We start from the raw sequence: 12215 nt of genomic DNA, 5'->3' as shown, positions 1-12215 counted from the left end.
CTCAAGCATCTGCTCCGCAAAGCTGCCGCGCGAACCGTCGACGCGGTCTGCGCCGCAATCGGCCACGCACTCGATGCCTTCACCCCCGAGGAATGCGCCAATTACCTGAAAAATTCAGGCTATCGAACTTAATGCCATCACGCTTTAGGTGCCGGTGTCGGGCGCAGGCGCTGCCGGCGGCCGCGGCTTCTTCGGCGCGGGTGGCCGTGCGCGGGCAGGGGCTGACGGCTGCATGGTCACGATGACAGGATTCGGCTTGTGATCGGTTGCCGCCCCGGTGGCAGCATCGACGCCCATGCCGACGACACCTCCGAGCAAGAGATTTCCCGCGAAGCCTGCGGCCCCGGAGGTCGGTATGTCCCGGCTGAGCGGCACGATCTGCGGTTCATAGCCTTCCTTCTGGAAGGTGATCGAAATGTCGGCGTTCCGCTTGACGACCACGGAGCACGGCGTCGTGCAGGTGGTCGGAACTTCCATTCCGCTGACGACGGCTTCCACGCCCGACGGTGTCGATGAGATGCTGATGTTTTCGGTCGTGCCACGCGTGACAGACGCGCAGCCGCCCAGCATGACGCTGAGCGCCACAATTCCAAATGAACGCATGAAATGCCCCTTATTCCCCGCGTCAATGAAGCGCAACCGGAGCGGGAGGGCAATACGTCATTGGTCCAGATAGTTAAGCCACGCACAAGTTGCGCGCGAGAACAGCAGAACCTGGACGTGAGCTATTCGCCGCGCAGGCGCTGGTCGTCCTGTACCCGGACGTGCTCGGCGCCGCGCGCGCCCGCGGGCGACAGCCGCAGCATGCTCAGCACGGCACCGCACAGCGCAAATCCGACGCCGACAAGGAGCGCGATCCTGGTTCCCTCGGTCGGATAGCGGCCGAGCAGCAGCGCCACCAGCGCCGCGCCGGTGGTCTGRCCGAGCAGGCGCGCCGTGCCCAGCATGCCGCTGGCGCCGCCGGCGCGCTCGCGGGGGGCGGCCGCGATCATGGTGCGGTTGTTGGGGGTCTGGAACAGGCCGAAGCCGGCCCCCGCCAGCGCCATCCGCCAGATCACGTCGAGCGGCGTCGGGCTTGCAGGCAGGAAGGCGAGTGCGCCGAGGCCGCAGGCAAACAGCGTGAGCCCGATGCCGCCCAGCAGGCCGGCCGGATAATGCTCGACCAGGCGCCCGGCGAGCGGGGCCGCGAACGCCACCGCGATCGGCCATGGCGTGATCAGCAGGCCCATATGCACGGCGGAATAGCCGAAGCGGCTCTGGAGGTAGAAGGGGATCGCGACGAAGGCCAGCATCTGTCCGCAGAACGAGGCGATCGAGGTCGCGATCGACAGCGCGAACACCGGGATGCGCAACAGGTCTACCGGCAGCAGCGGCGAGGTCATGTGGGTTTCGCGGTAGATCAGCAGCGCGCCTGCGACGATGGCGATGGCGAATTGGACGAGACAGGTGATGGCGGCCTCGCCATGACCGACGCTGTCGACGGCCGCGATGCCGACGCCGAAGGTGATCGCGGACAGCCCTGCGCTCTGCCAGTCGAAGGAACGGCTGGCGGGTTTTGTGTGCGGCAGGCTGCGCAGGCCGAGCACCAGCGTCAGCGCACCGAGCGGGACGTTGATGGCGAACAGCCAGGGCCAGGTTCCGACTGCCAGGATGCCCGCGGCGAGCGTCGGGCCGACCGCGGCCGAGAAGGCGACGACGAGCGCGTTGATCCCGATGCCGCGGCCGAGCTGGCTGCGCGGATAGGTGAAGCGCACCAGAGCCGCGTTGACGCTCATGATGCCGGCGGCGCCAAAACCCTGGATGATGCGCGCGATCGTCAGCAGCGGCAGCGTATGCGCCAGCGCGCAGAAGGCGGATGCGAGCGTGAACAGTACGAGCCCGGCCAGATAGACGCGGCGATAGCCGACGATCTCGCCGAGCGACGCCAGCGGCAAGAGCGAGATCGTGATCGCGAGCTGGTAGCCATTGACGATCCAGATCGAGAAGGCCGGGCTCGCATCGAGGTCGGCTGCGATCGTCGGCAGCGCCACGTTGGCGRTGGCGCTGTCGACGACCGCCATGATGATGCCGAGCGCAATCGTCAGCACCGCCTGGTTGCGCTGCGGCTGCGGCAGGCCGTCGGCATGCTCGATCGGGGCAGACGACATGATGGAGGCGCGCTTGATTGGAGCCGTGATTCATCCCCGGATTAGGAAATTGCAGGATGGATCGCAACCCGGCAGGACCCGGACGGTTCCTGTGCCGGAAGCAGGCCTTCCGGCACAGGAAAACGGGTCGGGACCGCTTTCGCGAGGGCTCGGGGAGCCGAGCGGTCGGGCAGTTGGCCGTCGCTACACCGCCGGCGGATTGCGGTCGGTGAAGGTGGTGCGCTGGTGCCAGTAGGGATAGGGCAGCGTCACCTTGCTCGCCGCATCGAGCTTTGCGATCTGGTCCTTGGTCAATGTCCAGCCGACCGCGCCGAGATTTTCGCGCAGCTGCGTCTCGTTGCGCGCGCCGATGATCAGCGTCGAGACCGTCGGACGCTGGAGCAGCCAGTTCAGCGCGATCTGCGAGACGCTCTTGCCGGTCTCCTTGGCGACCTCGTCGATCGCCTCGACCACGCGATAGACGTGCTCATCGGGCACGGGCGGGCCGAAATCGGCGGTCTTGGGCAGGCGACTGACCTCGGGCTTCGGCTGGCCGCGGCGGATTTTTCCGGTGAGGCGTCCCCATCCGAGCGGTGACCAGACCACGGCGCCCAGCCCTTGGTCGAGACCGAGCGGCATCAGCTCCCATTCGTAGTCGCGCCCGATCAAGGAATAGTAGGTCTGGTTGGCGACGTAGCGTGGGAAGCCATGCTTGTCGGCAACCGAGAGCGACTTCATCAGGTGCCAGCCCGAAAAGTTGGAGACGCCGACGTAGCGGATCTTGCCGGCGCGCACGAGCACGTCGAGAGTCGCAAGCACCTCTTCAGGCGGGGTGAACGCGTCGAAGCCGTGAAGCTGGAACAGGTCGATGTAATCGGTGCCGAGCCGGCTCAGAGAACCGTCGATGGCCGCGAGCAGATGCTGCCGCGACGAGCCGATGTCGTTGGGCCCATCGCCGAAGCGGAAGGTGGCCTTGGTCGAGATCAGAACCTTGTCGCGGCGGCCCTTGATGGCCTCGCCGAGGACGCGCTCGGATTCGCCGAGCGAGTAGACGTTGGCGGTGTCGAACATCGACACCCCGGCATCGAGGCAGATATCCAGAAGGCGCCGCGCCTCGGCCGCGTCCGTCGTGCCCCATGCAGCAAGGCGGCCGACGCCGCCGAAGGTGCCCGTTCCCAGGCTCAAAGCGGGCACCATGAGGCCGGATCGGCCCAAGCGTCGGTATTCCATCGATATGCTCCTCGGCTGGCCGCTGGTTGACCGGTGCGGCCTTTGGGCGATGGTAATGCAAGCGCGGGCCGCGTCCTATCACGCGCTCACATACCGGCCTTGCTCGGGAATGGCCTAGTCGTGCAGGCGCATGTCATCGAATGCTGCATCGGCAACGCGCGCGCTTGGCGTCTTCACCGATGACTGAGCCTCGACCCTGGTTGCGGGCGAGGGGAAGCAGGCGGCTTCGCCGTCACGCGCCTGCCGCGGCAGCAGCGTCAGGCCCCAGCCCACCAGGACCAGCACCGCGAGCCTGATCGCGATCACGCCCAGCAACAGCTCCGATCCGCTTATGGTGGCGTGAGTCCTCATGCACGCCAGCCTGATGCGCGCAGCCGGACAAGGCAATCTGGAATTGACGAGCCTTGCCTTCGCCTGCAGCGAAGGCTCAAGGTGATAGCTGGCTGGATGTCAGTGCCGCAACTGGCTCTGCCTGAAGTCGCGCGGCGACATTCCGAAATGCTCGCGGAAAACGCGGCCGAAATGCGAGAGGTCGTTGAAGCCCCAGGCGAAGGCGATCTCGCTGACGTGGCGATGGGCCAGCACGGGCGAGGCGAGGTCACGCCGGCATTGGGCGAGACGCTCGGCGAGCACATGGCGCTGGAACGAGGTATCCTCGTCGGCGAGGAGATCGTTCACATAGCGCGGCGAGATGCCGAGTGCAGCCGCGGCCTCCGACAGCGAGAGGTCGGGATCCGCCAAATGAGCGCGGATGTGGGCCTTCAAGCGATAGAGCAGGGCGGAGCGATGGGTGGAGGACGGCAGCGATGTCTTGCCGAGCCGTTCGCTCAGCGCCATCGCGAGCAGATCGACGGCCTGCTCCGACAACGCCGCAGCGTTGTCCGGGGCAAGTCGGTCCGCGCTCTGGCAGAGCCTGAAGATGAAATCATAGGCGAGCCGTTCGAGCGGCACATCGGCGCCGAACGACATCGCGGTGAGCGTCTCGGTGGCGCCGAGCCGGCGCTGCAACATCTCGCGCGGCACCTTGAAGATGGTCTGCGTGAAGGCGTGGTTGAACTTCAGCTCATAGGGACGCGTCGTGTCGTAGAGCGCGAACTCGCCGGGATGGATCACGGTCTCGCGGCCGTCCTGCACCACGCCTCCGTCGCCACGATTGCCGAGTGCGACCAGGACAAAATCCTGATCCGAACGCGCGATGCGGGATGGCGTCCGGAACACGTGCTGGCGGTCGGAGCAGACCTCGGAGCACACGGCCTTGCCGAGCGGGGCCTGCGTGACCGAACCGCGAAAGGCGCTGCCGAGGTCGGACTTGCAGTCGAGCCCGACGAAAACGTCGCAGACGATGTCCTGCCACAGCGCCAGCCGCCGGTAGCCGGGGCTGCCGTCTGTCGTGAACTGGATTGGCATCGGCAAGCCTCCCTGTCACATCCAGCAAAACCGCATGTTGGCGCAGATCCAGCCTGACCGAAGGCAAGTCCCGTACCCGTCGGCGATCCCGGCCAGTCGAGTTTTTGTTCCACTGCGGTCGAGCGCCCGGCCGGGTGGCTTGGCCAAATAGACTGCATCGGACGTGGCTTCCGATCAACCGGCAATGGAGGCGGGAATGGGCATCGAACATCCGAAATACAAGGTCGCGGTGGTGCAGGCGGCGCCGGCCTGGCTGGATCTCGACGCGTCGATCGACAAGTCGATCGCGCTGATCAGGGACGCGGCCGAGAAGGGCGCCAAGCTGATCGCCTTTCCCGAGGCCTTCATCCCCGGCTACCCCTGGCATATCTGGATGGACTCGCCGGCCTGGGCGATCGGCCGCGGCTTCGTGCAGCGCTACTTCGACAACTCGCTGTCCTATGACAGTCCGCAGGCCGAGCGGCTGCGCGACGCCGTACGCAAGGCAAAGCTCACCGCCGTGCTCGGCCTGTCCGAGCGCGACGGCGGCAGTCTCTATCTCGCGCAATGGCTGATCGGGCCTGACGGCGAGACCATCGCAAAGCGCCGCAAGCTGCGGCCGACCCATGCCGAGCGCACGGTCTATGGCGAGGGTGACGGCAGCGATCTCGCCGTCCACGCAAGATCGGACATCGGCCGCATCGGCGCATTGTGCTGCTGGGAGCATCTCCAGCCATTGTCGAAATATGCGATGTACGCCCAGAACGAGCAGGTGCATGTCGCGGCCTGGCCGAGCTTCTCGCTCTACGATCCCTTTGCGCCGGCGCTCGGCGCCGAGGTCAACAATGCCGCCTCGCGCGTCTATGCGGTGGAGGGCTCCTGCTTCGTGCTCGCGCCGTGCGCGACGGTCTCGCAGGCCATGATCGATGAGCTCTGCGACCGTCCGGACAAGAATGCGTTGCTGCATGTCGGCGGCGGATTCGCCGCGATCTACGGCCCCGACGGCAGCCAGATCGGCGACAAGCTGGCGCCGGACCAGGAGGGGCTGCTGATTGCCGAGATCGATCTCGGCGCCATCGGTGTTGCCAAGAACGCTGCCGATCCCGCCGGGCATTATTCGCGGCCCGACGTGACGCGGCTCCTGCTCAACAAGAAGCGATACCAGCGCGTCGAGCAGTTCGCGCTGCCGGTCGACACCATTSAGCCCACGGATATCGCGGCGGCGGCGAGCTGATCGCCGGGATCAAGGGGAGGGAACGATCATGGAATCCGCAATTCCTCTGCATCTCGAGACCCAGCGCACGCGCCACAAGCGCGTGCCGGACGATTACCAGCCGCCATATCCGTCGTTCGTGGCGCGCTACAAGCCCGCCGTAAGCCGCGTCGTGATGGCCTATTTCGGTGTGCAGTATCGCGACGCGGCGCCGTCGGCTGCGACGGCGGCACTCGCCGAGATCGCGGCGCGGTTTGCTGCCGAGGGCGGGCCTTCGCATTGGGACCGCGCCCGCTACGTCGACCGCGCCGGTTATGAGACCGTCGTGTCGGTTGCCTATTGGGACGACATCGCGCGCTTCGACGCATGGTTCGCGCCGGCACGCGAGGCGTGGGCTGTGAAGGCGCGCGAGGGCATCGGCACCTTCATCGAGGTGCTGCGTCCCACAGTCGCYCGGCACGAGACGCTGTTCTCCTCGCTCGACCGGCCCGAGGGCGTGGCCGCAATCGCCGACGGCATGAGCGGCGAGGTGCAGGAGCACGCCTATTGGGGCGGCATGCGCGATCGCATTCCGCTGTCGCAGACCGATCCGATGACGCCGGGCGGCGCGCCGGAATTGATCCGCGACGGCGCGCGGCTGCGGGTGAAGGCGCACGACAATCTCTGCCTGATCCGCTCCGGGCAGGACTGGAGCGATACGGAGGCGTCGGAGCGCAAGCTCTATCTCGACGATGTCGAGCCGGTGCTGCGCGAGGGCATGGATTTCCTGCGCGACGACGGGCTAGCCATCGGCTGCTACGCCAACCGCTACATGCAGGTGCTCTCCGCCGACGGCAGCGTGAGCGAAAAGTCTTACGGCCAGAGCTGGTGGAAGAGCCTCGCCGCACTGGAGCGCTGGGCGGAGTCACATCCGACCCACGTCAAGATATTCGGCGCGGCGATGAAATACCTGTCGACGCTCGGGCCGTCGGCAAAGCTACGGCTCTATCACGAGGTCACGGTGGCCGCCGCGGACGAGCAGCTCTTCGAGTATCTGAACTGCCATTCGAAGACCGGCATGCTGGCGGCGGTCGAGACCGTCAGCGCCTAGGCTGCGCAGTGACCGAGCAGTTCGGGATGCGCGGCGCAGATGTGATGTGCGCCGGCATCCCGCAGCTCGGCCTCGCTGCCATAACCATAGAGCACGCCGATCGCGGTCATGCCGTTGGTGCGGGCGCCGATCACGTCGTGGCTGCGGTCGCCGATCATGATCGCGCTGCCGGGATCGACCTTGGTTTCGTCGAGCGCATAGCGCAGCAGGTCGCGCTTGTCGACACGCTTGCCGTCGAGCTCGGAGCCGAACACGCGCTCGAAATACGGTTTCAGGCCGAAATGATCGACGATGCGGATGGCGTAGACCGCGGGCTTGCTGGTGGCGACGAACATGCGCTGGCTGGTTGCGGCGATCGTCGTTAGCGTGTCGATGATGCCGGCATAGGCCTCGTTCTCGAACAGGCCGATATCGGCAAATCGCTCGCGATAAAGCAGTAGCGCGCGGTCGGCGAGCTCGTCGCTTCCGGTGAGCTTCTTCAGGCTGGCGTGCAGGGGCGGCCCGATGCACCAGGTCAGCTCGTCCTCGCTCGGCACGGCAAGGTCGAGCCGCTCCAGCGCGTATTGGATCGAGCGGGTGATCCCGGGCTTCGGGTTGGTCAGCGTGCCGTCGAGATCGAAGAAGATTGTAGCCATGCCAGTCGTGCCCGTGTTGATACCGCCGTTGTTTGACCTAAACGAGGCCGCTGCTCAAGGCAACGCCGCCGCGTCGCGCGACGTTTTAAAGCTCGCTATTGGCAGGGCATAAGCGTAGGGTCCTGCGATCACCGCCCTTCCCATGGCATCCATCGGTGACTGAGGGTCACTAGCGCTCCCGCCGAACGAGGAGGAGCGCGCATGCCTCGCTTTAATCTGGCCGACTGGATCGTGCCGCCGGTGATCGTCCCGCTGTTTCTGTTGCTCCTGGTGGCCGCTGCGGCTTTTCTGCATGGATAGGACGCCGCTCCAATTTCTGGTGAGCGGACGCGATCAAAGCGGCTACGTCAGCCTGGCCCGCACCACGACGGCCGCCGCTCTGAAGAAGGCGAGGGAGCTGTTGCAGGAAGGCTATGTCGACGTGCGGATATGCACGCCGCAGGGCCGGGTTCTGCTGTCTGACGAGTTCGACCAGTTCGAGGCATGAGGAACGCAGGGGCGTCAAACGGCGCGCCCGGATCCTCCGCGAGGAACGATACCCGTATGAAAATGCTTATTGTCGCATTGGCGCTTGGCACATTCGTGCAAAGTGCAGTCGCCAGAGAGCCGGACTGCCGCGCGATCGAAAGCACGAGCGGCCGGCTCGCCTGTTACGACGCCGCGTTTCCGCCGAAAGCGAAGCAACCCACTGCCGCCGAACAAGACGCCGCGCGGGCTGCCTACAAGGACCCCTTCATTGCGGAAGAGGCCAGAACCGCGGCGAAGCTGAAGAATATCTGTCGCGGCTGTTGAGGTTTGCAATCAAGCAGCGCGTGGCAGAGGTGACGGACGACAGAATTCGCCGGCGCGTCCGCCCGCCGTGCACGCTCCGACATCAAGCGAAATCATAGAGGTGCCGACATGACGCCGCTCCGCCGTATCGCCGTGATCGGCAACTCGCTGCCTCGACGATGCGGAATTGCGACCTATACGACCGACCTGAAGAACGCGATATCGATTTCGCGCCAGGATCTGGAGACCTGCATCGTGGCAATGACCGATCGCGGTCAAGCCTATGATTATCCTCCGGCGGTCGCGTTCCAGATCAAGGACGGCAATATCGAAGACTACATGCGGGCCGCCGATTTCCTCAATGCCGGCCGGTTCGATGCCGTGTGTTTGCAGCACGAGTTCGGGATTTTCGGTGGTGAGGCCGGGGCCCATATCCTCGTGCTGTTGTCCCGCCTTGCCATGCCGGTGGTGACGACGTTCCATACCGTGCTCGCCGATCCGACATCTGCGCAGCGGACGGTCATGGAGCGCATCGTCGAGGCGTCGTCGAAGGTCGTGGTGATGGCCAATAAGGGCCGCGAACTGCTGTGCGACGTCTACCGGGTGGCTGACGACAAGATCGAGGTCATCGCCCACGGCATTCCGGACGTCGCCTTCGTCGAGCCCGATGCAGCGAAGGCCAAGCTTGGATTTGAGCAAAAATCGGTCATCCTGACATTCGGCCTGTTGTCACCGAACAAGGGCATCGAAATCATGATCGACGCCATGCCGTCGATCCTGAAGCGCTGCGCGAATGCGGTGTATGTCGTGCTTGGCGCAACGCACCCCAACCTGGTCCGAAACCAGGGCGAGGCCTATCGCGAGAGCCTGATGGCGCGGGTGCGCGAACTCGGAATTGACGACCACGTGGTGTTCTTCGACCGGTTCGCGGATCTCGCCACGCTGCTCGAATTCATCTCGATGTGCGACGTCTATGTCACGCCCTATCTCAACGAGGCCCAGATGACCTCGGGAACCCTGGCCTACAGCTTCGGATTGGGGAAGCCGGTCGTCTCGACGCCTTACTGGCACGCCCGCGAGCTGCTTGCCGACGGGTGCGGCGTGCTGGTGCCTTTCAGCGACGCCGCGGCGATCGGCAATGAGATCGCAGGCCTGCTGACCGACGACGCCCGCCGGAAGGCGATGTCGCGGCGCGCCTATGCGGCGAGCCGGATGATGACATGGGAACGGGTGGCCGAGCGCTATGTGTCCGTCTTCGAGAATGTACGGCAAGGCCATCGGCTTAAACTCTTCGCGTGCCCGGACATCAATGTGCCGGAGCCACGTAGCCCCGCATCGCCCGATATGCAGATCGGCCATTTCCTGTCGATGTGCGATGATGTCGGCCTGTTCCAGCATGCGGTCCATTCGGTGCCGGATCGCGCGCACGGCTATTGCGTCGACGACAATGCCCGAGCGCTGCTGCTGGCCTGCGCCCTCAATGGTCCAGGCGAACAGCCGCTGTCGGAAATCCTGACGAGCCGGTTTGCGGCATTCGTGCAGCACGCCTGGAATCCCGACACCGGGCAATTTCGCAACTTCATGGGGTTCAATCGGACCTGGCTTGAGGACAGAGGGTCAGAAGACAGTCACGGGCGGACGCTATGGGCTTTGGGCGAGGCTGCACGCAGAGACGCCAGCCCGGCCCGGCGCCTGTGGGCCGCTGCTCTGTTCGCCCAGGCATTGTCGATCGCGGCGAGCTTTCGTTCGCCCCGTGCATGGGCATTCATGCTGCTGGGCTTGGACGCTTATTGCGCTGTAGCTCCGGACGATCTCCACGCCAGGGACGTCCGGCATTCCCTTGCCGGCAGGTTGATGACCTGTCTGGCGTCGGTCGAGACGTCTGACTGGGTGTGGTTCGAGGAAGGGCTGGCCTACGACAACGCGCGGCTGCCGCAGGCGTTGATCCTCGCAGGCATGGCGACGCATGCGCCCCAATATCTCGATGCCGGATTGAGGTCTCTGCGCTGGCTCATGACGCAGCAGACGACCGCGGCAGGGCATTTCCGGCCGGTCGGCACCGCCGGCTTCGGCGAGCGGCGGCAACATCCCCGTGCATTTGATCAGCAGCCCGTGGAGGCAACGGCAACGATCGCCGCCTGCCTCGCCGCGTGGCGTGCCGATGGCGATGCCGAATGGAAAGCCATGGCAACTCGGGCCTTCGCCTGGTTCCTAGGCAGCAACGATCTCTCAGTGGCGCTGGTCGATCCGCTCACTGGCAGTTGCCGGGATGGTTTGCACGCTGATCGCGCCAACGAAAACCGCGGGGGCGAGTCCGTTGTTTGCTATCTCCTCGGGCTTGCCGAGATGCGCCAGCTTGCGCGCGTCAACCCGAGCTTGACGAGGCCCACAGCCTTGCGCGCCGTGAGCGCCTGAACTTCATCTTTTCATTCAGCACGCCGAGGATACCGTGTCACAAGCTTCTTTCCTGAACCGGCAGGGGCTTAATCTGCGCCCCGATCCAGCGCGAGTCATCGTGCGGCCCTTCAAGCCGGCAACCGAACCCCGCGACCTGAACCCGACCGACAAGATGCGTGCAAATCATATCGTCGACCGGGTTCTTGCGCTCAGTTCGGATGCCGTTGCAGTTCAGCTTGCGGATGTGCTCGACAATTTCCAGGGGCGACATCGTAACCTCCTGGAGCGGTTCGAGACCCGAGCGGATGAAATGGAGGACGCTTTCGCCACGCATGGCGTCTTCTCGAAGACGCAGCGCCAGCTGATTGGTGCCTATTTTCTCAGTGAGTATTCGTTCGAAGCCTCTGCCTTGTTCAACCCCAGCATCGTCCCGCACCCCGATCAATCGGGGGCACCGAAGGGAGGTTCGCGATTCATCGTCAGCCTCCGGGCCATCGGCGAGGGGCATGTGTCGTCACTGACGTTTCGAACCGGAACGATTGCGGCTGACGGAAGCCTGGCCGTCGATCCGACGGCGCGCCTTGCCTCGGTCCCCCGGATCAGCCATCGCGTATCCGGATCGGACGGCGACCGTGTGGAACTGGTGTTCAGGCCCGAGGAAGACCTCAGCGAGCGGGTCATCTTTCCCGTGACCGAATCCCAATCCAACGGGATCGAGGATGCGCGCTTCGTCAAATTCAACGACGGCGATCGGGAGATCTACTACGCGACCTATACGGCCTATAGCGGACGGGCGATCCGGTCTGAATTGATCGAGACCAGCGACTTCATGTCGTTTCGACTAACGCCTTTGCGGGGGGCTGCAGCCCACAACAAGGGCATGGCGCTGTTCCCACGCAAGATCGACGGCCGCTATGCCATGATCGCGCGACAGGACAATGAGAACCTGTATCTGGTCTATTCGGACGACCTCTACACATGGGAGGGCGGCCGGGTGCTTTTGAAACCGCAATTTCCCTGGGAGTTCGTCCAGATCGGCAATTGCGGGGCGCCCATCGAACTTGACGAAGGTTGGCTGCTGCTGACGCACGGTGTCGGCCCGATCCGGAAATACTCGATCGGAGCGGCTCTGCTCGACAAGCGCGACCCGTCCAGGGTGCTGGCTCGCTCGGCCGAGCCGCTGCTGCGGCCTGAACCGTCCGAACGCGAAGGGTATGTCCCCAACGTCGTCTATACCTGCGGTGCGATGAGGCACAATGATCAGATCATCCTGCCATATGCCGTGTCGGACACCTTCTCAAGCTTTGCAACGATCAGGATTTCCGCGCTCATCGAAGCGATGCGAGGCTGAGCGCGGTTGTCGCGGT

Annotated in this window: 12 protein-coding genes and 1 pseudogene; 7 read left to right on the top strand and 6 right to left on the bottom strand. The window is 64.8% G+C overall.

The features are described from left to right. Positions 1 to 132: pseudogene (locus AB4Z51_RS37675) on the top strand (IS630 family transposase); the annotation flags it as partial. A 12-nt stretch (positions 133 to 144) separates the two neighbouring features. Here the strand turns inward: AB4Z51_RS37675 and AB4Z51_RS37670 are convergent. From AB4Z51_RS37670 to AB4Z51_RS37650, 5 genes are all read right to left on the bottom strand, one after another. Further along, positions 145 to 603, bottom strand: coding sequence for a PEGA domain-containing protein (locus tag AB4Z51_RS37670; RefSeq protein ID WP_092193127.1), 459 nt, complete (start codon positions 601 to 603; stop codon positions 145 to 147). Between the two features lie 122 nt (positions 604 to 725). After that, entirely contained in the window at positions 726 to 2147 is a 1422-nt protein-coding gene (locus AB4Z51_RS37665) for an MFS transporter (RefSeq protein WP_441499150.1), read from the bottom strand. Between the two features lie 183 nt (positions 2148 to 2330). Next, complete coding sequence (locus AB4Z51_RS37660; protein WP_135216956.1) at positions 2331 to 3356, bottom strand: aldo/keto reductase; 1026 nt, start codon at positions 3354 to 3356, stop codon at positions 2331 to 2333. A gap of 114 nt (positions 3357 to 3470) precedes the next feature. Beyond that, positions 3471 to 3707 (bottom strand): hypothetical protein, encoded by a 237-nt coding sequence (locus tag AB4Z51_RS37655; protein ID WP_071913037.1) that lies wholly within the window; start codon positions 3705 to 3707, stop codon positions 3471 to 3473. A 99-nt stretch (positions 3708 to 3806) separates the two neighbouring features. Then, a complete protein-coding gene (locus AB4Z51_RS37650) occupies positions 3807 to 4763 on the bottom strand; it encodes a helix-turn-helix domain-containing protein (protein WP_135216955.1) in 957 nt (318 codons plus the stop codon). Positions 4764 to 4959: 196 nt separating this feature from the next. On the opposite strand from AB4Z51_RS37650, the gene AB4Z51_RS37645 reads away from it, so the two are divergent. Beyond that, on the top strand, positions 4960 to 5976 hold the full coding sequence (locus tag AB4Z51_RS37645) for a carbon-nitrogen hydrolase family protein (RefSeq protein ID WP_441499149.1): 1017 nt from the start codon (positions 4960 to 4962) through the stop codon (positions 5974 to 5976). Between the two features lie 28 nt (positions 5977 to 6004). Then, positions 6005 to 7045: a phenylacetaldoxime dehydratase family protein gene (locus tag AB4Z51_RS37640; protein ID WP_135216954.1), complete on the top strand. Its 1041-nt coding sequence runs from the start codon at positions 6005 to 6007 to the stop codon at positions 7043 to 7045. On the opposite strand, the gene AB4Z51_RS37635 is transcribed toward AB4Z51_RS37640, so the two are convergent. Further along, a complete protein-coding gene (locus tag AB4Z51_RS37635) occupies positions 7042 to 7680 on the bottom strand; it encodes an HAD family hydrolase (protein ID WP_135216953.1) in 639 nt (212 codons plus the stop codon). The genes AB4Z51_RS37640 and AB4Z51_RS37635 overlap by 4 nt on opposite strands. Positions 7681 to 7972: 292 nt before the next feature. On the opposite strand from AB4Z51_RS37635, the gene AB4Z51_RS37630 reads away from it, so the two are divergent. The 4 genes from AB4Z51_RS37630 to AB4Z51_RS37615 all read left to right on the top strand — a co-directional run bounded on the left by AB4Z51_RS37630 (position 7973) and on the right by AB4Z51_RS37615 (position 12199). Further along, positions 7973 to 8167: a hypothetical protein gene (locus tag AB4Z51_RS37630; RefSeq protein ID WP_135216952.1), complete on the top strand. Its 195-nt coding sequence runs from the start codon at positions 7973 to 7975 to the stop codon at positions 8165 to 8167. A gap of 62 nt (positions 8168 to 8229) precedes the next feature. Next, a complete protein-coding gene (locus tag AB4Z51_RS37625; RefSeq protein WP_244623457.1) occupies positions 8230 to 8472 on the top strand; it encodes a type VI secretion system-associated protein TagO in 243 nt (80 codons plus the stop codon). A 108-nt stretch (positions 8473 to 8580) separates the two neighbouring features. Then, positions 8581 to 10866: a glycosyltransferase family 4 protein gene (locus tag AB4Z51_RS37620; RefSeq protein ID WP_135216950.1), complete on the top strand. Its 2286-nt coding sequence runs from the start codon at positions 8581 to 8583 to the stop codon at positions 10864 to 10866. A gap of 34 nt (positions 10867 to 10900) precedes the next feature. Beyond that, entirely contained in the window at positions 10901 to 12199 is a 1299-nt protein-coding gene (locus AB4Z51_RS37615; protein WP_135216949.1) for a glycoside hydrolase family 130 protein, read from the top strand. Positions 12200 to 12215 lie beyond the last annotated feature (16 nt).

The organism is Bradyrhizobium sp. 2TAF36 (assembly GCF_052114925.1).
Taxonomy (GTDB): Bacteria; Pseudomonadota; Alphaproteobacteria; order Rhizobiales; family Xanthobacteraceae; genus Bradyrhizobium; species Bradyrhizobium barranii.
The sequence above is the reverse complement of the archived record's forward strand: the minus strand, read 5'-3'. Positions and strand labels throughout refer to the sequence as shown.